Annotated in this window: 28 protein-coding genes and 3 tRNA genes; 18 read left to right on the top strand and 13 right to left on the bottom strand. The window is 68.8% G+C overall.

Going from position 1 to position 22,722, the window contains the following annotated elements; translation table 11 throughout:
* Position 1 precedes the first annotated feature (1 nt).
* Genes ABTV91_RS00240 through ABTV91_RS00215 form a run of 6 tightly spaced genes read left to right on the top strand, consistent with a single transcriptional unit; the run spans position 2 to position 4,343 of the window.
* A complete protein-coding gene (locus ABTV91_RS00240) occupies positions 2-586 on the top strand; it encodes an anthranilate synthase component II (RefSeq protein ID WP_433852650.1) in 585 nt (194 codons plus the stop codon).
* Positions 580-1,233 carry a LysE family translocator gene (locus ABTV91_RS00235; protein WP_433852649.1) on the top strand — a complete coding sequence of 218 codons (654 nt, stop codon included), beginning with the start codon at positions 580-582 and terminating at the stop codon, positions 1,231-1,233. The genes ABTV91_RS00240 and ABTV91_RS00235 overlap by 7 nt, the downstream gene beginning before the upstream one ends.
* A complete protein-coding gene (locus tag ABTV91_RS00230) occupies positions 1,230-1,742 on the top strand; it encodes a DUF1543 domain-containing protein (protein WP_433852648.1) in 513 nt (170 codons plus the stop codon). The genes ABTV91_RS00235 and ABTV91_RS00230 overlap by 4 nt, the downstream gene beginning before the upstream one ends.
* 13 nt (positions 1,743-1,755) lie before the next feature.
* Complete coding sequence (trpD, locus tag ABTV91_RS00225; protein ID WP_433852647.1) at positions 1,756-2,787, top strand: anthranilate phosphoribosyltransferase; 1,032 nt, start codon at positions 1,756-1,758, stop codon at positions 2,785-2,787.
* 48 nt (positions 2,788-2,835) lie between these two features.
* On the top strand, positions 2,836-3,630 hold the full coding sequence (gene trpC, locus ABTV91_RS00220) for an indole-3-glycerol phosphate synthase TrpC (protein ID WP_433852646.1): 795 nt from the start codon (positions 2,836-2,838) through the stop codon (positions 3,628-3,630).
* A complete protein-coding gene (locus ABTV91_RS00215) occupies positions 3,627-4,343 on the top strand; it encodes a haloacid dehalogenase-like hydrolase (RefSeq protein ID WP_433852645.1) in 717 nt (238 codons plus the stop codon). Before trpC ends, ABTV91_RS00215 begins: the two co-directional genes overlap by 4 nt.
* Before the next feature lie 58 nt (positions 4,344-4,401).
* On the opposite strand, the gene ABTV91_RS00210 is transcribed toward ABTV91_RS00215, so the two are convergent.
* Both ABTV91_RS00210 and crp read right to left on the bottom strand, forming a co-directional pair.
* Positions 4,402-5,160, bottom strand: a complete 759-nt coding sequence (locus ABTV91_RS00210; protein WP_433852644.1) for a sulfite exporter TauE/SafE family protein — start codon at positions 5,158-5,160, stop codon at positions 4,402-4,404.
* A 205-nt stretch (positions 5,161-5,365) separates the two neighbouring features.
* Entirely contained in the window at positions 5,366-6,055 is a 690-nt protein-coding gene (gene crp, locus ABTV91_RS00205; protein WP_433852643.1) for a cAMP-activated global transcriptional regulator CRP, read from the bottom strand.
* A 153-nt stretch (positions 6,056-6,208) separates the two neighbouring features.
* Between crp and speD the strand changes: the two genes are divergently transcribed.
* Positions 6,209-7,003, top strand: a complete 795-nt coding sequence (speD, locus tag ABTV91_RS00200) for an adenosylmethionine decarboxylase (RefSeq protein ID WP_054667806.1) — start codon at positions 6,209-6,211, stop codon at positions 7,001-7,003.
* 163 nt (positions 7,004-7,166) lie between these two features.
* Entirely contained in the window at positions 7,167-7,481 is a 315-nt protein-coding gene (gene sugE, locus ABTV91_RS00195; protein WP_433852642.1) for a quaternary ammonium compound efflux SMR transporter SugE, read from the top strand.
* 111 nt (positions 7,482-7,592) lie between these two features.
* Here the strand turns inward: sugE and ABTV91_RS00190 are convergent, their stop codons facing one another.
* Positions 7,593-8,549: an IS1595 family transposase gene (locus ABTV91_RS00190; protein ID WP_433852641.1), complete on the bottom strand. Its 957-nt coding sequence runs from the start codon at positions 8,547-8,549 to the stop codon at positions 7,593-7,595.
* 129 nt (positions 8,550-8,678) lie between these two features.
* Positions 8,679-9,323, bottom strand: coding sequence for a 2-polyprenyl-3-methyl-6-methoxy-1,4-benzoquinone monooxygenase (gene coq7 / locus ABTV91_RS00185; RefSeq protein ID WP_433852640.1), 645 nt, complete (start codon positions 9,321-9,323; stop codon positions 8,679-8,681).
* Positions 9,324-9,515: 192 nt separating this feature from the next.
* On the opposite strand from coq7, the gene rplM reads away from it, so the two are divergent.
* Entirely contained in the window at positions 9,516-9,944 is a 429-nt protein-coding gene (rplM, locus tag ABTV91_RS00180; RefSeq protein ID WP_433852639.1) for a 50S ribosomal protein L13, read from the top strand.
* Between the two features lie 2 nt (positions 9,945-9,946).
* Positions 9,947-10,339, top strand: coding sequence for a 30S ribosomal protein S9 (gene rpsI, locus ABTV91_RS00175; RefSeq protein ID WP_054667799.1), 393 nt, complete (start codon positions 9,947-9,949; stop codon positions 10,337-10,339).
* Between the two features lie 208 nt (positions 10,340-10,547).
* Here rpsI and ABTV91_RS00170 read toward each other — a convergent pair.
* From ABTV91_RS00170 to ABTV91_RS00160, 3 genes are all read right to left on the bottom strand, one after another.
* Positions 10,548-10,622 (bottom strand) — tRNA-Gln (locus tag ABTV91_RS00170).
* 104 nt (positions 10,623-10,726) lie between these two features.
* Positions 10,727-10,801: transfer RNA gene (locus tag ABTV91_RS00165), tRNA-Gln, on the bottom strand.
* 31 nt (positions 10,802-10,832) lie between these two features.
* Positions 10,833-10,909: transfer RNA gene (locus tag ABTV91_RS00160), tRNA-Met, on the bottom strand.
* 119 nt (positions 10,910-11,028) lie between these two features.
* On the opposite strand from ABTV91_RS00160, the gene ABTV91_RS00155 reads away from it, so the two are divergent.
* The 3 genes from ABTV91_RS00155 (at position 11,029) to bfr (ending at position 12,740) form a co-directional block, all read left to right on the top strand.
* The gene (locus ABTV91_RS00155) at positions 11,029-11,649 is read left to right on the top strand and encodes an RNA pyrophosphohydrolase (protein ID WP_433852638.1); all 621 of its coding nucleotides are present in this window, start codon (positions 11,029-11,031) and stop codon (positions 11,647-11,649) included.
* A 104-nt stretch (positions 11,650-11,753) separates the two neighbouring features.
* Positions 11,754-11,963: a (2Fe-2S)-binding protein gene (locus tag ABTV91_RS00150; RefSeq protein ID WP_433852637.1), complete on the top strand. Its 210-nt coding sequence runs from the start codon at positions 11,754-11,756 to the stop codon at positions 11,961-11,963.
* A gap of 306 nt (positions 11,964-12,269) precedes the next feature.
* Entirely contained in the window at positions 12,270-12,740 is a 471-nt protein-coding gene (gene bfr / locus ABTV91_RS00145; RefSeq protein WP_104939714.1) for a bacterioferritin, read from the top strand.
* A gap of 217 nt (positions 12,741-12,957) precedes the next feature.
* Here bfr and ABTV91_RS00140 read toward each other — a convergent pair whose 3' ends face one another.
* The 3 genes from ABTV91_RS00140 to ABTV91_RS00130 are packed head-to-tail and all read right to left on the bottom strand — an operon-like array spanning position 12,958 to position 17,735.
* Positions 12,958-15,237: an ATP-binding protein gene (locus ABTV91_RS00140; protein ID WP_433852636.1), complete on the bottom strand. Its 2,280-nt coding sequence runs from the start codon at positions 15,235-15,237 to the stop codon at positions 12,958-12,960.
* 1 nt (position 15,238) lies between these two features.
* Entirely contained in the window at positions 15,239-17,062 is a 1,824-nt protein-coding gene (locus ABTV91_RS00135; protein ID WP_433852635.1) for an EAL domain-containing protein, read from the bottom strand.
* Between the two features lie 31 nt (positions 17,063-17,093).
* Positions 17,094-17,735 carry a DUF4126 domain-containing protein gene (locus tag ABTV91_RS00130; protein WP_433852634.1) on the bottom strand — a complete coding sequence of 214 codons (642 nt, stop codon included), beginning with the start codon at positions 17,733-17,735 and terminating at the stop codon, positions 17,094-17,096.
* A gap of 164 nt (positions 17,736-17,899) precedes the next feature.
* On the opposite strand from ABTV91_RS00130, the gene ABTV91_RS00125 reads away from it, so the two are divergent.
* The 5 genes from ABTV91_RS00125 to ampE all read left to right on the top strand — a co-directional run bounded on the left by ABTV91_RS00125 (position 17,900) and on the right by ampE (position 21,463).
* Entirely contained in the window at positions 17,900-18,637 is a 738-nt protein-coding gene (locus ABTV91_RS00125; RefSeq protein ID WP_433852633.1) for a DUF6776 family protein, read from the top strand.
* A 2-nt stretch (positions 18,638-18,639) separates the two neighbouring features.
* Positions 18,640-19,068, top strand: a complete 429-nt coding sequence (locus ABTV91_RS00120) for a bactofilin family protein (RefSeq protein WP_433852632.1) — start codon at positions 18,640-18,642, stop codon at positions 19,066-19,068.
* A gap of 31 nt (positions 19,069-19,099) precedes the next feature.
* Entirely contained in the window at positions 19,100-19,486 is a 387-nt protein-coding gene (gene erpA, locus ABTV91_RS00115) for an iron-sulfur cluster insertion protein ErpA (protein ID WP_055766328.1), read from the top strand.
* A gap of 107 nt (positions 19,487-19,593) precedes the next feature.
* Positions 19,594-20,499, top strand: a complete 906-nt coding sequence (nudC, locus tag ABTV91_RS00110; protein WP_433852631.1) for an NAD(+) diphosphatase — start codon at positions 19,594-19,596, stop codon at positions 20,497-20,499.
* Positions 20,500-20,575: 76 nt separating this feature from the next.
* Positions 20,576-21,463 (top strand): regulatory signaling modulator protein AmpE, encoded by an 888-nt coding sequence (ampE, locus tag ABTV91_RS00105; protein ID WP_433852630.1) that lies wholly within the window; start codon positions 20,576-20,578, stop codon positions 21,461-21,463.
* Positions 21,464-21,589: 126 nt separating this feature from the next.
* Here the strand turns inward: ampE and ABTV91_RS00100 are convergent, their stop codons facing one another.
* From ABTV91_RS00100 to ABTV91_RS00090, 3 genes are all read right to left on the bottom strand, one after another.
* The gene (locus ABTV91_RS00100; protein WP_433854221.1) at positions 21,590-21,961 is read right to left on the bottom strand and encodes a DUF2752 domain-containing protein; all 372 of its coding nucleotides are present in this window, start codon (positions 21,959-21,961) and stop codon (positions 21,590-21,592) included.
* 94 nt (positions 21,962-22,055) lie between these two features.
* Positions 22,056-22,337: a CD225/dispanin family protein gene (locus tag ABTV91_RS00095; protein ID WP_433852629.1), complete on the bottom strand. Its 282-nt coding sequence runs from the start codon at positions 22,335-22,337 to the stop codon at positions 22,056-22,058.
* A gap of 21 nt (positions 22,338-22,358) precedes the next feature.
* Positions 22,359-22,676 (bottom strand): hypothetical protein, encoded by a 318-nt coding sequence (locus ABTV91_RS00090; RefSeq protein ID WP_433852628.1) that lies wholly within the window; start codon positions 22,674-22,676, stop codon positions 22,359-22,361.
* Positions 22,677-22,722 lie beyond the last annotated feature (46 nt).

The raw sequence follows: 22,722 nt of genomic DNA, 5'->3' as shown, positions 1-22,722 counted from the left end.
CATGCTGTTGATGATCGACAACTACGACAGCTTCACCTTCAATCTCGTGCAGTACCTGCAGATGCTGGGCGCCGAGGTGAAGGTGGTGCGCAACGATGCGCTGAGCGTCGAGCAGATCGCCGCGTTGCAGCCTTCGCATATCGTGGTGTCGCCGGGACCGAAGACGCCCGACGACGCCGGCGTATCGCTGGAGGTGATCCGCCGGCTGGGGCCGTCCATCCCGATCCTCGGCGTGTGCCTGGGCCACCAGGGCATCGGCCAGGTCTATGGCGGTCGCGTGATCCGCGCCGGCAACATCATGCACGGCAAGACCTCGCCGATCCGCCATGAGGGCAAGGGCGTGTTCGCCGGCCTGCCGGACCGCTACGAGGCCACGCGCTACCACTCGCTGGTGGTGGACAAGACCACGCTTCCGGCCGCGCTGGAAATCACCGCCTGGACCGAGAATGCCGACGGTTCGATGGAGGAGATCATGGGCCTGCGCCACCGCGAATATCCAGTGGAAGGCGTGCAGTTCCATCCCGAGTCGATCCTCACCCAGCACGGCCACGCGCTGATGAAGAACTTCCTGGACCGCACGTGCTGATCGAGCCGGCGCAACTGCTGCTGTTCATGCTCGCCGGCTGGGTGCTGAACCTGACGCCGGGTCCGGATGTGCTCTACATCGTCAGCCGCTCGCTGCGCGGTGGTCGTCGCGCCGGCTTCGCCGCCGTGGCCGGCATCAGCGCCGGCTGCCTGGTGCACGTGGCGCTGGCCTCGCTGGGACTGGGCGTGCTGATGGCGACGTCGGCGGCACTGTTCGTGGCGATCAAATGGGCCGGCGCGGCCTACCTGCTGTGGGTGGGCGTGCGCCTGCTGCGCAGCCAGGCGGGGCCGGCGACGTCGCAGGCCGGCGTCGATGCGGCCGGCGGCGGCGCCGGCTCGTGGTGGCAGGTGTTTGCCGGCGGCTTCCTGACCAATGTGCTTAACCCGAAGGTGGTGCTGTTCTTCCTTGCCTTCCTGCCGCAGTTCATCGCCCCGTCGGTACAGGACAAGACGCTGGCGTTCGCGGTGCTGGGCATCGTGTTCACCATCAATGCGCTGCCGGTCAACGCGCTCTACGTGCTGCTGGCCGACCGCATGCGCAGCAGCCGCTGGGCGGCGCGCGGCATGCAGTGGCTGGACAAGGTGGCCGGCGTGCTGTTCATCGGCTTCGGCGTGCGCCTGGCCCTGGGCGCGAGGCCGATGCCATGAGCGATGCCGGCCTGCGCCTGTTCGTGGTGATGCTCGGCGGCCGCCATGCGCGCGCCAATACCGAGGTGCACGACGTGGTGTTCGGTGTCGGCACCAGCATCGAGCAGACCTACCCACAGCTGCGCGAACAATGGTTTGGAGAGTTGGCCGGCCTGCACCTGGATTCCTGGATGACGGTTGACGGCGTCGAGCAGTGGCAGGTGCGCCTGTCCGCCGAGACGCCGCCCGCCGGCATGCTCCGGCTCTACTTCGTCAATCTCGGCGGCTATGTCGCCGGCGAGTTCGGCGAAGCGCACCGTTACCTGCTGGTAGTCGCCGCCGATGCGGTCGAAGCCAAACGCAAGGCGCTGGCCCGGGCCGGGACGGAGTGGAGCAAGCCGCACCGCGACGCCCTGTTCGAGGTGGACGGCTGCCTGCCCGTCGGCCCGATCGGCGGCCTGCACGTGCACCTGCTTCCGGGCGCGCACGCCGGCATCCGCTGCCAGAGCGACTACATCGTCATTTCCTGATCCTGGAGTTGTCATGACCATCACCGCGCAGGAAGCCCTGCAACGCACCATCGAACACCGCGAGATCTTCTTCGACGAGATGGTCGACCTGATGCGGCAGATCATGCGCGGCGAGGTGTCCCCGACCATGACCGCGGCCATCCTCACCGGCCTGCGGGTCAAGAAGGAAACCGTCGGCGAGATCGCCGGCGCGGCCACGGTGATGCGCGAGTTCGCGTTGCCGGTGGCGGTGGCCGACAAGACCCACCTGGTCGACATCGTCGGCACCGGCGGCGACGGCTCGCACACCTTCAACATCTCCACCTGCTCGATGTTCGTGGTGGCCGCGGCCGGCGCCAAGGTGGCCAAGCACGGCAACCGCAGCGTGTCGTCCAAGTCCGGCAGCGCCGACGCGGTGGAAGCGCTGGGCGCGGTGATCGAGCTCGGCCCGGAGCAGGTGGCGCGCGCCATCGAGCAGACCGGCATCGGCTTCATGTTCGCGCCGATGCACCACCCGGCGATGAAGGTGGTGGCGCCGGTGCGCCGCGAGATGGGCGTGCGCACCATCTTCAACATCCTCGGCCCGCTGACCAATCCGGTCGGCGCGACCAACATCCTGATGGGCGTGTTCCATCCCGACCTGGTCGGCATCCAGGCGCGCGTGCTGCGCGAACTCGGCGCGAAGCGTGCGCTGGTGGTGTGGGGCCGCGACAACATGGACGAGATCTCGCTGGGCGCGGGCACCCTGGTCGGCGAGCTGCGCGACGGCAAGGTGCGTGAGTACGAGATCCATCCGGAGGATTTCGGCATCGCCATGTCGGCCAGCCGCAACCTCAAGGTCGCCGATCCGGCCGAATCCATCGCCATGCTGCGCGGCGTGCTCGACAACCAGCCCGGCCCGGCCAACGATATCGTCGCGCTCAATGCCGGCGCCGCGCTGTACGTGGCCGGCGTGGCCGACAGCATCGCCGACGGCCTGGCGCGCGCGCGCGCGGTCATCGCCGATGGCAGTGCCCGCGCGCGCATGGAGCAGTACGTCGCCGCCAGCCGCGCGTTGGCCGGCTGATCCTTCCCTGTCCTTCACCCCCGCCGTACCGCCTTCCAGGAAAGAACCATGAGCGACATCCTCAACACCATCCTCGCCCGCAAGACGCAGGAAGTGGCCGAGCGCAGCGCCCGCGTGCCGCTGGCCGAGCTGAAGGCGCGCGTGGCCGATGCGTCGCCGGTGCGCGGATTCGCCAGCGCGCTGCAGGCGGCCATCGCCAATGGCGACCCGGCGGTGATCGCCGAGGTCAAGAAGGCCAGCCCGTCCAAGGGCGTGATCCGGCCGGACTTCCGGCCCGCCGAAATCGCGGTGAGCTATGAGTTCGGCGGTGCCAGCTGCCTGTCGGTGCTGACCGACGTGGATTTCTTCCAGGGCGCCGATGCCTACCTGCAGCAGGCGCGCGAGGCCTGCACGCTGCCGGTGCTGCGCAAGGATTTCGTCATCGATCCCTACCAGGTGGTCGAGGCGCGCGTGCTCGGTGCCGACTGCATCCTGCTGATCGTCTCGGCGCTGGACGACCGCCAGCTGGCCGGGCTGTCCGACCTGGCGATGACCCTGGGCATGGACGTGCTGGTGGAAGTGCACGACATCGACGAGCTGGAGCGCGCCATCCAGGTGCCGGTGCCGCTGGTGGGCATCAACAACCGCAACCTGCGCACCTTCGAGGTGTCGCTGGATACCACGCTGTCGATGCGCGACGCGGTCCCGCGCGACCGCCTGCTGGTCACCGAGAGCGGCATCCTCGGCCCGGCCGACGTGAAGACCATGCGCGACGCCGGCGTCAACGCCTTCCTGGTCGGCGAGGCCTTCATGCGCGCGGAGGAGCCGGGCGAAGGCCTGCGTCAGCTATTCTTCAGCGCATGAGCGAGTCCTATCCTGTTCCCCGCGACGACGCGCAACTGGTCGTCTTCGATTTCGACCATACCCTGTACGACGGCGATTCCGGCAGCCACCTGTTCGCCTGGCTGATCCGGCGCAACCCGCTGCGCATGCTGGCGGCGCTGCTGATCACGCCGCTGTTCGGCCCGCTGGTGGCCCTGCTGCCGACGCGCCGCTTCGGCATTTCCGGTTACGTGTGGATCGCGACCTTCGGCCTGCATCGGGCGCGGGAGTTCAACGGCATCATCGACCAGTACGTGCGCACCCACGAGGCCGACATCCGCGCCCGGCTGCTGCCGCAGGCGCTGGAGGTGTTCGCCGCGCATCGCCGCGCCGGCGACCGCGTGGTGGTGGCCACCGGCGCGCCGCCGGAACTGGCCCGGGCCATCCTGGCCTTCGTCGCGCACCAGGACGTGCCGGTGATCGGCAGCGAGGTGGGGCCGCGCCTCGGCGCGATGGGCGCCACCCGCCACTGCCACAACGAAGAGAAGATGCGCATGCTGCGCGAGCGCGGCTATGGCGACATCGCCATAGCCTATTCGGACAGCACCGCCGACCTGCCGCTGCTCAAGGCGGCCAGGGCGCCGGTGGTGGTCAACCCCAAGCATTCGCGCGTGGACTATTTCCGCAGGGTGCTCCCGGCCGGAACGCCGGTGTTCAACTGGGGATGCGTGGACCGCGGCGGCGACAAGGCGTAGGGAGTCCGGCCGCTGGTGGGCCGCCCACGATTCCTGGCGGAACGTCGCGTTTGCAGGCCTAGGCCAGCCAGCCGCGGAGCGCGTGGCCGATCTGGAACAGGCTGATGGACAGCACCAGCACGCCCACCGCGACCAGCACCCAGCGCTCCCGGAGGCGCTTGACCAGCAGCGCCGCCACCGGCGCGGCCATCATGCCGCCGACCAGCAGGCCGGCGACGATGGACAGATGCTGCAGCCCCATCGACAGCAGGAAAGTGGCCGAGATCGACAGGGTGACCACGAACTCGGCCGCGTTCACCGTGCCGATGGTGGTGCGTGCCTGGCCGCCGCGCGCCAGCAGGGTCGAGGTCGCCACCGGTCCCCAGCCGCCGCCGCCGCTGGCGTCGAGCAGGCCGGCGAAGAAGCCGAGCACCGGCACCCGCTGCACTTCGCGCCTGGGCGTGAAGCGGCCGGCCGCGCGCGCCAGGATGAAGACCGCCAGCGCCAGCAGGTACAGGTAGATGAAGGGACGGATGAGTTCACCGGGCAGCTGCGTCAGCACATAGGCGCCGAGGGCGCCACCGACCGCGCCGGGCAGGGCCAGGCGCAGGAACAGCCGCCGGTCGACGTTGCCGGCCACCAGGTGCGATACGCCGGAGGCGCCGGTGGTGAACACTTCGGCCGTGTGGATGCTGGCGCTCACCGCCGCCGGCGGCAGCCCCATGCTCAGCAGGACGGACGAGGACACCAGCCCGAACGCCATGCCCAGCGCGCCGTCGACCAACTGCGCGCCGAGCCCGATCAGGATGAACCAGTAGAACTCGCTTCCAAATTCCATTCGTGGAGACTGCTGGCTTTGGGGCGAGTGCGTCAAGGAGATGGGAGCAGGACGTGGCTGCCCCGCCTTGGGGCTGGCGAAGCCATGTTTCCGCCGGAGCAGCCAAAGGGGGCGCGCCGACAGGCGCAGGGATTTGGGTGCTCAGTAAGCCGGGGCCCAAAGTTTGCTGTGCAAACTTTGGCGCTGAAAGCGCGTATGCGCGCTTTCAGCGCGTCCCGTACAGCACGATCGTCTTGCCGCGCGCGTGCAGGATGCCGTCGGCCTGCAGCTTCTTGAGCACGCGCCCGGCCATCTCGCGCGAGCAGCCGACCAGGCGGGCGATCTCCTGCCGCGATACGCGCAGCTGGGTGCCCTGCGGGTGGCTCATCGACTCCGGCTCGCGGGCCAGGTCGTGCAGGGTGCGCACGATGCGGTCGGTCACGTCCAGGAATGCCAGGCGGCTGGCCTTGCGGCTGGTATGCAGCAGGCGCCGCGAGATCTGCGAGCCGATGGCGTACAGCAGCCGCGGCGCGTCGGTGGAAAGCGGCCCCAGGAACAACTGGTGCAGGCGTTCGTAGCTGATTTCGGCCAGTTCGCAGGGCGTACGGGTGCGCAGGATGACCTCGCGCTTGTCCGATTCGATGAACAGGCCCATCTCGCCGACGAACTCGCCGGCGCCGAAGTACCCCAGCACCAGCTCGCGGTCCTCTTCCTCCTCGGCGATGATGCTGACCGAGCCGCTGATCACGTAATACATGGTGCCGGCCGGGTCGCCCGGGCGGAAAACGTCGGTCCGCGTGGGGTAGCGACGGCGGTGGCTGTGGGCCAGGAAGCGGTCGATGGTGGCGATGTCCAGGGCCAGCGGGCTGGAAGCGAGACGCACGTTGGACACGGAGTGGGTGATCCCTGGGGTCATGATGACATTCATGTACAGATGATGAACCTGCTTGACGGGCAAGCTTAGCGAGGCCGGTCGGCAGGGGCAAACCCGGGCGGACGCGCACGTTTCGCCGGGGGGCAGTTTGCCCCATAATTGCCCCCTTTCCCACCACTCACAGGATCGACCGCCGTGGTCAAGCCGTTGCCTCGCCTGAGGTTGCAGGGTTTCAACAACCTCACCAAGGCGCTGAGCTTCAACATCTATGACGTCTGCTATGCGCGTACCGAAGAGGAGCGCCAGCGTTACATCGAGTACATCGACGAGGAATACAACGCCGATCGACTCACGCAGATCCTCACCGATGTGGCCGAGATCATCGGCGCCAACATCCTGAACATCGCCCGCCAGGACTACGATCCGCAGGGCGCGTCGGTGACCATCCTCATCTCCGAGGAGCCGGTGATCGACAAGAAGGCCGCCGGCAAGGAGCTGATCTCCGACGCCGTGGTCGCGCACATGGACAAGAGCCACATCACCGTCCACACCTACCCCGAGACCCATCCGCAGGAAGGCATCGCCACCTTCCGCGCCGATATCGACGTCGCCACCTGCGGCGTGATCTCGCCGCTGAAGGCGTTGAACTACCTGATCGAGAGCCTCGAGTCCGACATCGTGATCATGGACTACCGCGTCCGTGGCTTCACCCGCGACGTGAAGGGCAAGAAGCACTTCATCGACCACAAGATCAACTCGATCCAGAACTTCCTGGCCAAGAACATCAAGTCGCGCTACGAGATGTTCGACGTCAACGTCTACCAGGAAAACATCTTCCACACGAAGATGCACCTGAAGGACTTCGACCTGGACCAGTACCTGTTCGAGGAGAAGGCCAAGAACCTGTCGTTCAAGGAGCGCATGAAGATCGAGGCGCTGCTGCGCCGCGAGATCGAGGAACTGTTCCACGGCCGCAACCTGGCCGAGTGACGGGTTACATGCGGTTCGGGTGCTGGTTGCTAGGCTCGCACTCCTGAAACACACGGCGGGACGGCCCGCCCCATGGCGCGATCCATGGACCACAGCCGACGGCGGCCCGGTGCTCATGCACCGGGCCGCTTCTTTTTTGTCTAAAACCCAAGGAGGAAACCCCATGGCCTGGATCTATCTGCTGGTAGCCGGTCTGTTCGAAGTCGTCTGGGCGATCGGCCTGAAGTACACCGAGGGCTGGACCCGCCTGTGGCCCAGCATGGGCACGCTGGCGGCGATGGTGGTCAGTTTCTGGTGCCTGTCGCAGTCGCTGAAGTCGATCCCGATCGGCACCGGCTACGCGATCTGGACCGGAATCGGCGCGGTCGGCGCCGCGGCGCTGGGCATCCTGCTGTTCGGCGACAGCGCCTCGTGGCCGCGGTTGCTGTGCATCGGCCTGATCGTGTCCGGCGTTATCGGGTTGAAACTGGTGTCGTAGTCGTGGCCGCGTCGCGGCCAGGACCCCCAAGGGTTGCGTTGCAAACCTTGGGCCCCGACTCCGGAGCTGCCTATCCCCGCGGCTGTCGCCGCGCCCCCTTAACAAACCTGATTAGCGTCGAATCTCAGCCGGCTCTCGGATCCGTGGTTCGGAGAGCGGCTGAGCGCGGACCAAGGCCTGGGCCAATTGACCCGTCATGCCGGCCAGGTCAAAACGCCGGTTGAAGCGGTACTGGTGGGCGCGCAGGTAGCGCAGTGCGTACTTGCCAAATTTCACTGCATGGTGAGTACCGCTCAGGGCCGTCTTGAGATTGCCCAGCACGGTATTGATCCAGAGCAGCCGTGGCTGCTGCACCGATCGCCGCCCGGTCCCCACGACAATAGGCTCATGGCTCATCCCGGCCCATTGCACTGCGGTGAAGGCACTCAATCCATCGCTGACCACATGGGTCCCCGGGCACAGCGCCTGCTGCGCCCAGCGATGCACCGCCTGGCGGCAGAAACTGCCGACCAGGTCGAAGCGCACATGCCGGGGGCGACCCTGATGCAGCTCGACTGCGGCGATGAAGGGCACTTTGTTGGTCCATTGCCCGGCACCGCGGCCACGCGGATGCTCCCCGCCCAGATAGGCATCATCGAGCTGGACCAGCTCACGGAGCTGGCGACCGGCTTCGCCCTGGGCCATGGCGGCCATCAGCTTGTGCTTCATCCGCCAGGCGGTGCGATAGCACACGCCCAGGCAACGCATCAGTTCCAAGGCTGATACGCCATTTTTAGCTTGGCAAATCAGGTAGATAGCCAGCCACCAGGTGCGCAGTGGCAGCTTGGTGCCGGCCAGCAACGTGCCGGCCGTCAGGCTGGTCTGCGCCCGGCACTTCGGGCACTGCCACAGCCATTGGACGCCGCGCTGGAAGCGGCTGGCGCCGGCGTGCTGGCAACGGGGACAGACAAATCCCTGCGGCCAACGCGCCTGCACCAAGGCTTGGATACACTGCGCCTCGCTCCCGTAACGCTGTAGGAAGCGGGGCAAGGACAACCCCGACTGGAACTGCACTCGATTCATCGCCATGACACCACCCTCGCTCAGAGGCCTACCGATGTAAGCCCCGGCCAGATCACTGGCTGAGATTCGACGCTAATCAGGCTTAACAAAGGGGGCTCGACTCCAGAAAGATCGGGAGGAAGGACAGAAGAGGGATCAGAGCCGGTAGGCGATGGTTTTCATGGCCTTGGACGCCAGGGCCATCACCGCGGGGATTGGCGGCGGCAGGATGCGTGCGCCGGCGTGCTCGGCGTGGTCGGCGTGGCGCGCCTCGTCGATCTTCATGACCTTGAGGATCTCGCGGCTGCGCTGGTCGGCGGGCGGCAGGGTTTCCAGGTGTTCGTCCAGATGGGCCTCCACCTGGCGTTCGGTCTCGACCACGAATCCCAGGTTCCAGCCGTCGCCGCGCAGCCCCGCGAGCGTGCCGATGGCGTAACTGCCGGCATACCACAGCGGGTTGAACAGGCTGGGGCGGCTGTCCAGTTCGCGCAGCCGGTCCGCGCACCAGCTCAGGTGGTCGGTTTCCTCCTGCGCGGCTTCCAGCAGGTGCGCGCGGGTGGACGGGTCGCGGGCGACGGCCGCCTGGCCGAAGTACAGGCCCTGCGCGCAGACCTCGCCGACGTGGTTGATGCGCATCAGGCCCGCGGCATGGCGGCGTTCGTCCGTTTCCAGCACGATGTCCGGCGTATCGCCAGCCGGATTGGGGCGGCTGGCCGGCGGGTTGCCGAAGACCGTGTCCAGCGCGCGCTGGGCCTCGGTCAGCAGGCGGTCCAGGGGCGTGAAGGCGCGGTCGGTGATCATGACGTCCAGGCGGGGTGGGGGTGGCCGGATTCTCGCCGCTGTCCCCGGGGCTGCCAAGGCCGGGCGGGCGGCAGGTTGCACGGGACGGTCACGGCCGGTACAATCCCGCCTCTTGTGTTTCACCTTCACAACGCGTGGCAGAGTTCCGGCAGTGCAGCGCCGCAATGAGCCCGACCTAACCTGAGTTCTTTCATGAGCACTTTCACCGCAAAGAACGAGACCGTCCAGCGTGACTGGTATCTCGTCGACGCCTCGGGCAAGACCCTGGGCCGTCTGGCCACCGAGCTGGCCCGCCGCCTGCGTGGCAAGCACAAGCCGGTCTACACCCCGCACGTCGATACCGGCGACTACCTGGTTGTCATCAATGCAGAAAAGATTGCCGTCACCGGCAAGAAGCTGCAGGACAAGCAGTACCACCGCTTCACCGGCTACATCGGCAACCTGAAGACCGAGACCCTGGCCCAGGCGCTTGAGCGCCACCCGGAGCGCGTGATCGAGATCGCCGTCAAGGGCATGCTGCCGAAGGGCCCGCTGGGCCGCGCCATGTACCGCAAGCTCAAGGTCTACGCCGGCGCCGAGCACCCGCACGCCGCCCAGCAGCCGCAAGTTCTGGATATCTAATCATGGCTATCACGCAAAACTACGGCACTGGCCGCCGCAAGTCCTCCACCGCCCGCGTGTTCCTGCGCAAGGGTTCGGGCAACATCACCGTCAACGGCCGTCCGCTGGACGAGTTCTTCGGCCGTGAGACCGCGCGCATGATCGTGCGCCAGCCGCTCGAGCTGACCAAGAACACCGAGAGCTTCGACGTCATCGTCACCGCCACTGGCGGCGGCACCACCGGCCAGGCCGGTGCGATCCGCCTGGGCATCGCCCGCGCCTTGGTCGAGTACGACGAAGGCCTGAAGTCCGAGTTGCGCAAGGCCGGCTTCATGACCCGCGACGCCCGCGAAGTCGAGCGCAAGAAGGTCGGTCTGCACAAGGCCCGCCGCGCCACCCAGTTCTCCAAGCGCTGATCCATCGCGCCTGGTCCGGGATCCTGCGGGATCCCGCTGGGAAAACAAAAGCCCGGCTTCGGCCGGGCTTTTGTCGTTCCGGGTGGGGTGTTCCGCATGCCGGCTGCGGCCGGAAGCTCTGGCCGTGGCTGTCGGTCGCCCGGCACGGTGTCGACCTGGAGGCAGGGCAAAGAAAAAGGCCTGATCTCGCGATCAGGCCTTTCATGTTTGGCAGCCCCGGAAGGATTCGAACCTCCGAATGCCTGAGTCAGAGTCAGGTGCCTTACCGCTTGGCGACGGGGCTAATGCAGGGGTGGATTATCGCACGCCATGGCGGTGGAGGCCATATTCCCTGGTAGGGGGCGCTTCATGAAAAAGACCAGATCTCTCGATCTGGTCTTTGGTGTCTGGCAGCCCCGGAAGGATTCGAACCTCCGAATGTCTGAGTCAGAGTCAGATGCCTTACCGCTTGGCGACGGGGCTGTGGTTGTCGGGAGCCGGGCTCCGTATCCCTTGGTGGCTATGGGTGGACTCGAACCACCGACCCCAGCATTATGAGTGCTGTGCTCTAACCGGCTGAGCTACATAGCCTCAGGGAGCCCGCAATTCTGGGTATCCCCGCCGTTCCTGTCAACTATTTTTTTCCGCGCTTGTGGCATTGCGGCGGCCATGGCAGAGTCCGGAGCAGTAGAACTTTAGGAGTCCGCATCGTGATCGATCCGGACGGCTATCGACCGAACGTCGGCATCGTGCTGATGCGGGAAGATGGACAGGTGTTCTGGGCACGACGCGTGCGCCGGGACGGCTGGCAGTTTCCGCAGGGCGGGATGAATTCCGACGAGACGCCTGTCGAGGCCATGTATCGCGAGCTGCAGGAAGAAACCGGCCTGCTGCCTGAACACGTCGAAGTGCTGGGGGCGACCCCGGGCTGGCTTCGCTATCGGCTGCCCAGCCGCGCCATCCGCCGTACCGAGAAGCAGGTCTGCATCGGCCAGAAGCAGGTCTGGTTCCTGCTGCGCCTGACCGGCGACGAGGCGCATGTGCGCCTGGACCATACCGAGGCGCCCGAGTTCGACCATTGGCGATGGGTGGATTTCTGGTACCCGGTCGAGCATGTGGTCATGTTCAAGCGCGGCGTCTATGCACGCGCATTGCGACACCTGGCGCCGCTGGCGCGTGGGATCGCGGGGCAGGGGGTGACGGCCATGCCCAAGAGCGCGCAGGAAGCCTGGATGCCGGGCCATGCGGCGGGCCACGAGCGGCCGCGCAAGCGTCCCCGCAAGCGCGGGTATTGGCCGAAGAAGGTGCAGGGCGAAGGGCCGACGGCCTGACGGGCGGCCTGATCGAGAACGATTCAGTCTTTTGATTGACAATCGTTCTCGTTTCCGATGGAATGGTCGCCGGCCACTCCGGTCTGTCCTGCCAAGCGCCCTCCGTGTACGTCTGCATCTGCAACGGTGTCACCGATCACCAGATACGCGAAGCCGCCGACAATGGCGTCAGTTCGGTGGCCGAGCTGACGATGCGTACCGGCTGCGGCTCCAACTGCGGCTCCTGCCTGGAGATGGCGGGCGAACTGCTGGCCAAGGCGCGTGCCGTGCACGACCTGCCGCTGCCCATGTTGGGCCTGGCGAAGGTCGCCTGAGCCCTGCGCGTTCCGTCGCGTGGCGACGGACGCAATCCCGGAAGCGTTCCGGGCGCATTCCCGCACGCCATCCTGCTTCGATGCGCTGCCGATCTTCCGGCGTGCTTCATGCTTCAACACGCGCACGTTCTGCCGCGCGCCTAGTGGCTTGCCGACGCATGCCGGGTGCCGCGGCGATCATTCTTCCTCCGCCGTGATCGCTGTGCAGGCCTGGGCCTGCATGGATCAATGCGTACGATTCGCGTTCCTTCATCTCGCCGCGCGTGACGGTACAGTGCGCGCGTTCAACGCGTGCAGGAGCATCCAATGAAAGGCGACGCCAAGGTCATCGAATTCCTCAACAAGGTGCTCTACAACGAGCTGACCGCGATCAACCAGTACTTCCTGCACGCCAAGATGCTGAAGAACTGGGGCCTGAAGGAACTGGCCGAGCACGAGTACAAGGAGTCCATCGACGAGATGAAGCATGCGGATGCGTTGTCCGACCGCATCCTGTTCCTCGAGGGGCTGCCGAACTTCCAGGCGCTGGGCAAGCTGCGCATCGGCGAGAGCCCGGTGGAGATCCTGCGCTGCGACCTGGCGCTGGAGACGTCGGCGGTGGCGGTGCTGCGCGAGGCGGTGGCCTACGCGGAGAGCATCGGCGATTACGTCAGCCGCGAGCTGTTCGTGAAGATCCTCGATTCCGAGGAAGAGCACATCGACTGGCTGGAAACGCAGCTCGACCTGATCGAGCGCATCGGTGAACCGAACTACCTGCTGACCAAGCTGGACGACTGAGTCCGCGTCCCGGTATCTGCCTATGGCGCCGCGGCGGATTCATGCGCGCGTCGTACAAATGGTTCGAGTGGCCGCCGAAAGGCGGCCTGCTGTTGCCCACCGCTCGCATCGTGCCGGTGGGATGGCATTACGCGCCGGGCGCAACGGCCGCACATCTTTCCGCGGATGAGCCTGCGCGCCGCGCCGTCCGCGGCCTGCATGAAAAGAACGAGGCCGCTCAGGCCCGCATCGCCTGCTCGCCGCGCATGTCCGACTGGTAGCCGATCAACGCCAGCCGCGCGCGGGCGAACTCGGCGATGATCAGGGCGACCATCACCGCCGGGCGTTCGAGCTTGCCCGCGCGCGCGGCGAGCTCGACGCGCCGCGCCGCCGCCGACAGGGCAAGGGCGCCGACGTTGGCGCTGGCCGATTTGAGGCTGTGCGCCAGTTCGCGCAGCTGCTCCAGGTCGGGCACGACCGCGGCCTCCTGCAACTGGCGCACGAGCGGGGTGGTGTCGTCGAGGAACACGTCGATGATGGTGGCGGTTTCGGGACCGGCGATCTCGCGCAGTTCGTCCAGCACCTCGCGGTCGAGCACGGGCAGGGCGGTGGACTGCGCGGCAGACGCCGGGGCCTCCTCGACCGCGGAAGGCGCGGGCGCCGCCGGCGTGGTGCCCACTTGGGCCAGCGGCTCGCACCAGCGCAGCAGGCAGGCCTGCAGGCCCTCGCGCGAGATGGGCTTGGACAGGTAGTCGTCCATGCCGGCGTCGAGGCAGCGCTGGCGGTCGCCGGCCATGGCGTTGGCGGTCATGGCGATGATGGGCAGGCGCGCGGCGCCCGTGGCCGCTTCGTGCCCGCGCCAGCGGCGGGTGGCGGCGTAGCCGTCCAGCACCGGCATCTGGCAATCCATCAGCACGGCCTGGTAGGTCCCGGCATGCAGCTTCTCCAGCGCGAGCTCGCCGTTGACCGCGGTGTCGATCGTGCAGCCGATGGCGGCCAGCAGTTTCTGCGCGACCAGCAGGTTGACCGGGTTGTCCTCGACCAGCAGCACGCGTGCGCCGGCCAGGCCCGCGCCGGGCTCCCGCGCGGTCGTACCGGGCGGCGCGGCCAGCGCGGCGGGCGGTGCGGGGGGCGTCGCAGGCGACGGCGTGGCCGCGGCCGACAGCGCGGCGCGCAGCTCCGCTTCCGACGCCTGCCGCGATACCACGGTCGCGCCCTGGTGCAGGTCGGCGGGCAGCGGCGCGTCGTCGTGCAGCCAGACCAGCCGGTGGTCGCCGCTGGCGCGCTGCAGCGCCGCGGCGCCGAGGCGCAGCGACTGCAGGTCGCCGATCACGGCATGCCAGTGCGATGGGCCGCCGCCGGCACGCAACCGGTCGAGCGCTTCCTGCACGGTATCCACGGTGCGTACTTCGAATCCCCCGTTCGGCAGGACGAGCTCCAGACGCTGCCGCAGGCGCGGGTCGGTGGTGACCAGCAGTACGCGCGGCTGGCTGCCGTGCGCCGGCGCGCGCAGGTCGCCGATCACCTTCAGCAGCGGGATCTCGAACCAGAATGTCGACCCCTGGCCTGGCACCGAGTCCAGGCCGATCTTGCCGTGCATCAGGTCGATGATGCGCTTGCAGATCGCCAGCCCCAGGCCGGTACCGCCGTACAGCCGGGTGGTGGAGGCATCGGCCTGGGTGAAGGCGCTGAACAGGCGTTCCTGCTGCACGGCGTCGATGCCGATGCCGGTGTCGCGGACCTCGAAACGCAGCAGGTGCTGAGCGTTGGTTTCGCCCAGCCGCCGCACGTGCACCTGGATGCCGCCGCGCTCGGTGAACTTGATCGCGTTGACCACCAGGTTGCTGAGGATCTGCCGCAGGCGCACCGGATCGCCGCGCACCGCCAGGCGCACGGCCGGGTCCAGCACCAGGCCGATGTCCAGCCCCTTGTGCTCGGCCGAACGCTGCATCAGCTGCAGCAGCGAGTCGAGCAGCTCGCGCAGGTTGAAGGTGGTGATCTCCAGCTCCAGCCGCTGCGCTTCGAGCTTGGAGTAGTCGAGGATGTCGTCGACGATGCGGAACAGCGCGCGCGAGCTTTCGCTGGCGGTGTTGAGCATTTCGCGCTGCTCCGCCGCCAGCGGGCCCTGCGCGACCATCTCCAGCATCGGGATGATGCCGTTGAGCGGCGTGCGGATCTCGTGGCTCATGGTGGCCAGGAACTCGCCCTTGGCCAGCATCGCCGCTTCGGCGTCCTGCTTGGCCTGCAGCATCTGCTGCTCCAGCTGGACATGGCGCTGCTGCTCCTGGCGCAGGCGCTGCAGTTCGCGTTCGTTGTCGCGGGAGCGCTGCGCGAACGCCTCGGACGTATCGGCCAGCGCGCGCGCCGCCAGCGCCGCCAGCAGGCCGCACAGGCAGGCCAGGCCCGCCAGGGCGGTGACGACGGACTGCGCCGGTGCCGGCGGCGGAAGCCAGGACGCCGCGCCGGCGGCCACCGCGAGCATCGCCGACGCCATCGCCCAGCGGTTCGCCGCGCGCATGTCAGAGCACCGTGTTCTGGAAATCGAAATCCAGCTCGCTGCCCACCGACTGCACCACGTTGCCCTGGATGAAATCCACGCCGCTCATCCACATCGCGGCGGCGGCCTGAGGGTCCTCGATCTGCTGGCCGATGATCTGCAGCCCGGCGCGGTGCGCGGCATCGATCGCCCCGCGCAGTTCGTCGCGCAGCGCCTGGCTGCCGTGGCTGCCGGCGAAACGCCCGGCCATGCGCACGAAGCCCAGCGGCAGCTGGGTCATCAGCGCATTGGCTTCGTCGCCGGGTTCGAACTGGCTGAGGCAGAACTGCACGCCGGCCGGCATCAGCTTCTCGCAGAACTGCTGCAGCGTCACCGCGTGCACCAGCGCGTCGGCCAGGCGCACGTCGATCACCAGCGCGCTGCCGGCGATGCGCCGGTCCGCGATTCCCTTGAGCAGCCAGTCGGCGAACGCCTCGCGGGCGAGGGTGCGCAGCGACTGCGAGACGAACAGGCGCATCGGCGGCGCGGCGTGCTGGTAGCGGTGCAGCAGGCCCAGCGCGTGGTCGAGCACCTGCTGGTCCAGGTCGCCGATGCGTCCGGCCGCCTCGGCCGCCGGGATCACCTGGCCGGCGGAGAGCAGGGTGCCGTCGTTGCGGCGCAGGCGCAGCAGCACCTGGTACTGCGCGGTGTCGCTGCCGGCGACGGCCACGATCGGCTGGTAGGCCAGCTCGATGTGGCCTTCCAGCAGCGCGAGGTGCTCCTGCGCCGCGGCATCGGTATCGCACTGGAAGGCGGCCACGCCGTCGCTGAGCAGGCGCGCCTGCAGGGCGGTGCGCTCGACCGCCTCCAGCGCGGTGCCGGCGTCCTCGAAGCCCTGCGACAGGCGGGCGTGGCCGATGGCGCAGCGCAGGTGCAGCGATTCGTCCTCGCGCACCAGGAACGGGTGCGCTGACAGCGCCTGGCGCACCGAGCGGGCGAGCGCGTCGACCGCGTTCTCGTCCAGGCCGCGGGCCAGCAGCAGGAAGCTGTTGTCGTTCAGCCGCGCCAGCAGATGGGGGCGGCCGGCTTCGGCCAGGCGCCGGCCGGCCTGCATCATCAGCCGTTCGAAGGCGGCATAGCCGTAGCGTTCGCGCAGGCCCAGCGCGCTGGCGATCTCGATGAACATCAGGCCACCGCGCTCGGACGCGGCCAGCGCCGCGTCCAGCTGCAGCATCAGGTTGTGCCGCGTCGGCAGGCCGGTCTCGGGATTGTTCAGCGCCGGGCCGGCCCCCGCACCGTGCGACTGCTGCCGCGAGCGGCGGATGCGGTTGGCCACCGCCGCGACCAGGTGGCGCGGGCGGATGGGTTTGGTCAGGAAGTCGTCGGCGCCGCTGTCGAGCACTTCGAACTGGCGTTCGGGATCGGGGTCGCCGGTCAGGAACACGATCGGCAGCAGTTGCTGCTGCGGGTTCTGGCGGATCAGCGCGGTCAGGCGCATGCCGTCGAGCCCGGGCATGTGCAGGTCCATCAGGATCAGGTCGGGACGGTGTTCGGCGATGGCCTGCTGCACGCCCTCGGCGTCCATCTGCACGATGGCCTGCATGCCCGCGCCATGCAGCACGCTCTGCGCGAACAGCGCCTGCGAGCGGTCGTCCTCGACGATCAGCACGCGGTAGGGCGCTTCGTCGGCGGCGGGCTGGCCCGCGTCGGGCGCGGTCGCGGCGCTGGCGGCCGGCGGGGCGATATGCGCCCGCACCGCTTCGGCCGGCGGGGCGTTCTCCACGCTCCAGCGCTGCCAGTAGTCCGCCGGCGGGACCTCCGCGCGCGACAGGCGGGCGGAGGAGGTGGGTGTGTCGTTGCTTGCCATCGGTGCTCCCCGTATCCCGTGGATTATGCGGTCAAGGCGTCGGCGGCAGCGAATGGTCCCGGGTCGCGGCGGGGGTGTCGACCGGCCGCGGCGGGGCGGCGAACAGGCGCTTCATCCCGCGCCAGAGCGCGCGCCACACCAGCCACACCATCAGCGCGCCGAGCAGGCTAGCGCCCAGCACGAAGACCAGCGCCAGCCAGGGATGGGCCAGCGCCAGGGCGAGGCCGGCGATGACCACACCGTCCTCGGCTACCGAGGCCGCCCAGTTGCTGGCCGGCTCCGGCGAGGTGTTGAGCAGGGCGCGGGTGCCGGCCTTCAGGCCGTGGCTGGCCAGCGCCACGCCGGCGCCGGCGGCGAGCGCGCCGGTGCCGAGCTGGCCGTCCTGCGAGAACGTCGCCGCCGCCAGGAAAGCGCCGGCGGGCACCCGCGCCAGGGTCTGCAGCAGGTCCCAGATCGAATCCACGCCCGGGATCTTGTCGGCGAAGAATTCGGCGGCCGCCAGCGCGGCCGAGGTGCCCAGCACCCACCACGACTGCGTGGCCTGCAGCGCCGGTGGCAGGTCGACCCAGCCCAGCACGCCGGCCAGGCCGACGCCGAACACGGTCAGGTACACGCGGATGCCGGCCAGCCAGGCCAGCAGGATGCCGATGACGAATACGTGGGCTTCGGTCATGGTCGCGGGCTCCCGCGGGAACTGTGAGCAGGATCGCAACTATCGACCATGCCCCGGGCGATTGCCAGATCCGGGCGGGCCGCGACGGGAGTCGTTTACACTGCCGGACCGTTTCAACCGGAGCGAAGGTGCCGCCCCGCGCAGGACCCGGCACCGGCCTCGCCATGAGCAACCGATCTCCGTCGCGTTTCCAGATCACCCTGCGGGGGGCGTCGCAGCGGCCGGCCTGGACGCGGCTGGCCCTGCTTGCCGCCGCCTGGCTGCTGTCGCTGCTGCTGGTCGGCTGGCTGGCCGCCCGCTACGCATCGCCGGACGCCGGCGGACTGCGCGAGCGCCTGCGCCAGGGCGAACGCGAGATCGCCGCGCAGCGCGCGCAGATCGAGGAACTGCGGCAGCGGCAGGCGACGCTGGAAGCGTCGGACAGGATCAGCCGCGCCGCCAACACCGAAGTGCAGGCATCGCTGGCCGAACGCGACGAGGAGATCGCCGGCCTGCGCGCGGACGTGGCGTTCTACGAGCGGCTGGTGGGCGCCACCAGCCAGCGCAAGGGGCTGAATGCGCACTCGGTGGAGTTCTCGGCCGAAGCGGCCGGCAGCTGGCATTACAGCGTGGTGCTGACCCAGAACCTGAACCGCGGCGCGATCAGCCAGGGGCAGATGCGCTTCTCGGTGGAAGGCGTGAAGGACGGCAAGCTGGCCACCGTGACCTGGGACGAACTGCACCAGCGCCGGGACGTGGCCGGGCAGGCGTATTCGTTCCGGTATTTCCAGCGCCTGGACGGCAGCGTGATGCTGCCCAAGGATTTCACCCCGCAGCGTGTGCGAGTCTCGCTGGCCGGGCCCGGGGGGAGCGCGACACAGACATTCGATTGGAAGCTCGCCGGCAACGGCAGAGGGGAGTAGGCATGTTCAAGAACAAGTCCAGCCGCGACAGCCACCTGGTGGTGGACGCGCTGATCGGGCCGCAGGTGGTGATCCGTGGCGACGTGGTGTTCAGCGGGGGTCTCTATGTGGAAGGACGCATCGAGGGCCGGGTGATCGCCGAGGACGGCGCCAAGGCGGTGCTGACCCTGGCCGAGCAGGGGCATATCGAGGGCGAGGTGCGGGCCTCGGTGGTGGTGCTCAGCGGGCGCATGGACGGCGATGTCCACGCCGGCGAGCGCATCGAGCTGACGCCGACCGCCCGGGTCAACGGCAACGTCCACTACCAGGTGGTGGAGATGGGCGCCGGCGCCCAGCTCAACGGCCGCCTGGTGCACGCCGCGGCGATGGCTGCGCTGCCGTCGCCCGAAGCGGTGGCGGTACAGGAGAAGGCTGAAGCGGCGGAGGCTTGAATCGGCGCGCGGCCGTCCCCATGCTGGGCGCATGAGTACGCTCGTTTCCCTGCCCGGCGCGACGGCCGCCCCCGACTACCAGTCCCTCGATCGCCCGCTCAACTTCACCGCGGCCGCAGCGGCCAAGGTGAGCGAGCTGATCCGCGACGAGGGCAATGATGCCCTGGCCCTGCGCGTCTACATCCAGGGCGGCGGCTGCTCGGGCTTCCAGTACGGCTTCGAGTTCGACGAGAACCGCGCCGAGGACGACCTGGCGGTGGTGACCGATGGCGTGACCCTGCTGGTCGATCCGCTGAGCCTGCAGTACCTGATGGGCGCCGAGGTGGATTACACCGAAAGCCTGACCGGCGCCCAGTTCGTCATCCGCAACCCCAACGCCCGCACCACCTGCGGCTGCGGCAGCAGTTTCGCCGTCTGATTGGCGGGCGCCGGCCTGCCGGCTATCGCCCGCGTCGCCGGCCGGCTTGGTCGCGGCGCGGCGATCGGAACTTCTCGCCGCGGGTGTTTGCCGGTAGGCTCCCGACGATGCCTGTTTCCGACCCTTCCCTGCCCGGACACGCCTTTGCCGGCGCCGCGCTGGATCGCGCCGATGCGCTGCGCGACGACGCCGACGCGCTGGCGCGGCTGTGGACCGATGCTCGCGTGCTGGTGCTCGACGCCGATGGCACCGCCTTCGCCGACGCTTCCGGCCAACCGTTCCTGACCAGCGGCCGCGAACTCGGCGGAGGGCCGGGCGCGGCCATCTTCCTGGGCATGCAGCAGGAGCGCGCCTGGTTCGTGGTGGAAGCGGCGACGGTCACCGCGCGGGCGCCGGGCCGGCTCGACCTGCGCCGCGCCGCGGCCGAATGGCCGGCCGAGGTGGCAGGCGTGTTCTGTTATGCGCGCGGCATGTCGTACTGGCATTCGCGCAACCGCTTCTGCGGGGTCTGCGGCGGCGCCGTCGCCTTCGCCCGCGGCGGCTTCATCGGCCGCTGCGGGCGATGCGGCACCGAGCATTACCCGCGCGTGGACCCGGCGGTCATCGTCGCGGTCGAGCACGACGGCCGCCTGCTGCTGGGACGCCAGTCCAACTGGGCGCCGCGGCGCTGGTCGGTGCTGGCCGGCTTCGTCGAACCGGGCGAAACCTTCGAGCAGACCGTGGCGCGCGAGGTGTTCGAGGAAACCCGGGTGCGGGTGATCCAGGCCGAGTACCTCGGCACGCAGCCCTGGCCCTTCCCGGGCGCGCTGATGGTCGGTTTCCGCGCCACCGCGCATGGCGACATGCCGCAGGTGGACGGCGAGCTGGAGGACGCGCGCTGGTTCGATGCCGACGAGGTGGGCGCGGCGTTGCGGCGGGATGCGGACGACGACGGCCAGGGCATCCTGCTGTCGCCGCGCATCTCGATCGCGCGCACGCTGATCGAGGACTGGTACCGGCGCCAGCGGCCATGAGGGCGCGTGCCGCCGGGTTCGCATGCACGCCTGCGCGGGCAGGACGGGCCCTACAATCCTGGGCCGGAGGAATCGCATGTTCACGACCTTGGTAGCGGTGATCGCGGCGCTGGTCCTTGGCCATCTGGCGCCCGCGCCGATGGCGGCCCTGCGCGACTGGCGCTGGTTCGGGCGCTGGCTGGGTTGGCTGCGGGCGCACGGGGGCGAGGTGGCGGCCGGCCGCTTCGGGCTGGTGCTGGCCATCGCCCCGGTCGTGCTGCTGGTCGCGGCCGTGCAATGGCTGCTGGCCGGGCGCCTGTATGGATTGCCGGCGCTGCTGTTCGGGATCGCGGTGCTGGCGCTGTGCTGGGGCCCGCGCGACCTGGACCGCGACGTCGAAGCGGTGATCGACGCCGACGACGCGGCCAGCCACGACGAGGCGGTCGCCCACCTGCAGGCCGCGGGCGGCAGCCTGCGCGCCGATGCGCCCACGCTGGTCGATGCGACCCTGCTCAACGGCCTGCGGCGCTGGTTCGCGCCGCTGTTCTGGTTCCTGCTGCTGGGGCCGCTGGGCGTGGTGCTGTATCGGCTGCTGGCGCAGGCCGTGCAGGGGCCGCAGGCGGACGCCGTGGCTGCGGCCAGCCGCGAGGGCGGCGCCTGGGCGCTGGCCCTGCTGGAATGGCCGGTGGCGCAGCTGATGACGCTGTCGATGGCGCTGGTCGGCAATTTCGATACGGTGTTCTCGGCCTGGCGCCGTGCCGGCGGCAACCGCTGGGCGCTGGACCTGGCATTCCTCGGCGAGGCCGCGCGCGCCGGCGTGGGCATGGAGCTGGCCGAGGACGCGGCCGATGCGCGCGAGGCCGGCCTGGTGCCGCATGCCGAGCGCCATCCCGAGCTGCGCGATGCGATGAGCATGGTCTGGCGCATGCTGCTGCTGTGGATGGCGCTGCTGGCGCTGCTGATCATCGCCGGTTGGGTTGGATGAGCGCGGCGTTGCAGGTGCCGGGCTTGCCCGGCACGGGGCTTCACCGGGAGAGCTTCATGCGGGGCAAACCCCGCATCTACGAGGTGATCGCGCCGCGTGGGGGAGTGTTGCCGCCGGGTGTGGCTTTCAGCCTGGCGCCAGCCAGTTGAACGGATACCAGGGCAGGTTGCGGGCAAGCCAATAGGCCACGATCGCGACCATCCACGCCGTCGGCCGCGCGAACAGCCGGACCAGCGGCTGCAGCTTCGCCGGCAACAGGCCGGCGCCATGCAGCGCCATCACCAGCATGGGCGCCATCGACAGCACCAGCAGGGGATTCATCGCCATGGCCTGGGACAGGTCCAGGTGGACCAGGGCGTGCAGGCAGCGGGTACTGCCGCAGCCGGGGCACCAGAGGCCGGTCAGCGCCCGGAAGGGGCAGGGCGGAAGCGGACTGCCCGGTTGGTTGGGGTCGATGCGACGCAGTACGACCATCGCCCCCAGGCCCACGGTGCCCATGGCGGCCAGGGGCGCATAACGGAACAGTCGCTGCGGGAACTTCATGGAAACGAAGCAGCGGGCCGGCCGCCACGGCGACCGGCCCGCGCGGACCTCAGTAGCTCGAACCGCCGCTCATCGCGCCGCCGATGCCGAGCACGAAGAAGAAGACCAGGTACAGCACGACCATCACCGCCCAGGCCACCACCGACCAGATGGCCCACTTCTTGGCCTTGTCGGCGGCGTCGCGGGCGCCGGCGACATCGCCGGCGGCCAGCAGGCCGTTGACCTTGGCCGCATGGATGATCGACACGATGCCCAGCGGCAGGCAGCACAGCACGGTGGACAGGATCGCCCAGACGAGGTTGTTGGAAACGACGGGACTACTGGTGTTCACTGGAAACTCCTTGTTGAAAAATCAGCGTGACTTGCAGGCGTTCGCCGCGGTCAGCGACGAGAGGATCATGGCCGCGACCCAGCACAGCGGCCAGGTGATGAAGCCGATGAAGACGAAACACAGCAGGACGTTGACGAAGGTCAGCGCCCAGTAGCCGAACATGATGACCAGGCCGGTACCGACATTGCCTGCGTACATGTGGCCGATGCCGAAGGTCTGCAGGAACAGGCCAGGCAGCACTTCCAGCAGGGCCGCCACGCCGCCGGACTTCTGCGGGTGGTAGTAGTGGTGCACCTGCTGCGGCGGTGGAGTGGCGGGAGGGGGCGGTGGGATGTCCATGTTTCCTCGGTATCGGCGGGTGCCGCGCGTTCCCTGCAGCCGCGTC

The organism is Stenotrophomonas nitritireducens, assembly GCF_050984405.1.
GTDB classification, from domain to species: Bacteria; Pseudomonadota; Gammaproteobacteria; order Xanthomonadales; family Xanthomonadaceae; genus Stenotrophomonas; species Stenotrophomonas nitritireducens_B.
The sequence above is the reverse complement of the archived record's forward strand: the minus strand, read 5'-3'. Positions and strand labels throughout refer to the sequence as shown.

Coding starts and splice junctions, on each gene's coding strand:
- ABTV91_RS00240 (WP_433852650.1), top strand. CDS start 2: ATGCTGTTGATGATCGACAACTACGACAGCTTCACCTTCAATCTCGTG.
- ABTV91_RS00230 (WP_433852648.1), top strand. CDS start 1,230: ATGAGCGATGCCGGCCTGCGCCTGTTCGTGGTGATGCTCGGCGGCCGC.
- trpD (WP_433852647.1), top strand. CDS start 1,756: ATGACCATCACCGCGCAGGAAGCCCTGCAACGCACCATCGAACACCGC.
- trpC (WP_433852646.1), top strand. CDS start 2,836: ATGAGCGACATCCTCAACACCATCCTCGCCCGCAAGACGCAGGAAGTG.
- ABTV91_RS00215 (WP_433852645.1), top strand. CDS start 3,627: ATGAGCGAGTCCTATCCTGTTCCCCGCGACGACGCGCAACTGGTCGTC.
- ABTV91_RS00210 (WP_433852644.1), bottom strand. CDS start 5,160: ATGGAATTTGGAAGCGAGTTCTACTGGTTCATCCTGATCGGGCTCGGC.
- crp (WP_433852643.1), bottom strand. CDS start 6,055: ATGACCCCAGGGATCACCCACTCCGTGTCCAACGTGCGTCTCGCTTCC.
- sugE (WP_433852642.1), top strand. CDS start 7,167: ATGGCCTGGATCTATCTGCTGGTAGCCGGTCTGTTCGAAGTCGTCTGG.
- ABTV91_RS00190 (WP_433852641.1), bottom strand. CDS start 8,549: ATGGCGATGAATCGAGTGCAGTTCCAGTCGGGGTTGTCCTTGCCCCGC.
- coq7 (WP_433852640.1), bottom strand. CDS start 9,323: ATGATCACCGACCGCGCCTTCACGCCCCTGGACCGCCTGCTGACCGAG.
- rplM (WP_433852639.1), top strand. CDS start 9,516: ATGAGCACTTTCACCGCAAAGAACGAGACCGTCCAGCGTGACTGGTAT.
- rpsI (WP_054667799.1), top strand. CDS start 9,947: ATGGCTATCACGCAAAACTACGGCACTGGCCGCCGCAAGTCCTCCACC.
- bfr (WP_104939714.1), top strand. CDS start 12,270: ATGAAAGGCGACGCCAAGGTCATCGAATTCCTCAACAAGGTGCTCTAC.
- ABTV91_RS00140 (WP_433852636.1), bottom strand. CDS start 15,237: ATGCGCGCGGCGAACCGCTGGGCGATGGCGTCGGCGATGCTCGCGGTG.
- ABTV91_RS00135 (WP_433852635.1), bottom strand. CDS start 17,062: ATGGCAAGCAACGACACACCCACCTCCTCCGCCCGCCTGTCGCGCGCG.
- ABTV91_RS00130 (WP_433852634.1), bottom strand. CDS start 17,735: ATGACCGAAGCCCACGTATTCGTCATCGGCATCCTGCTGGCCTGGCTG.
- ABTV91_RS00125 (WP_433852633.1), top strand. CDS start 17,900: ATGAGCAACCGATCTCCGTCGCGTTTCCAGATCACCCTGCGGGGGGCG.
- ABTV91_RS00120 (WP_433852632.1), top strand. CDS start 18,640: ATGTTCAAGAACAAGTCCAGCCGCGACAGCCACCTGGTGGTGGACGCG.
- erpA (WP_055766328.1), top strand. CDS start 19,100: ATGAGTACGCTCGTTTCCCTGCCCGGCGCGACGGCCGCCCCCGACTAC.
- nudC (WP_433852631.1), top strand. CDS start 19,594: ATGCCTGTTTCCGACCCTTCCCTGCCCGGACACGCCTTTGCCGGCGCC.
- ampE (WP_433852630.1), top strand. CDS start 20,576: ATGTTCACGACCTTGGTAGCGGTGATCGCGGCGCTGGTCCTTGGCCAT.
- ABTV91_RS00100 (WP_433854221.1), bottom strand. CDS start 21,961: ATGGGCACCGTGGGCCTGGGGGCGATGGTCGTACTGCGTCGCATCGAC.
- ABTV91_RS00090 (WP_433852628.1), bottom strand. CDS start 22,676: ATGGACATCCCACCGCCCCCTCCCGCCACTCCACCGCCGCAGCAGGTG.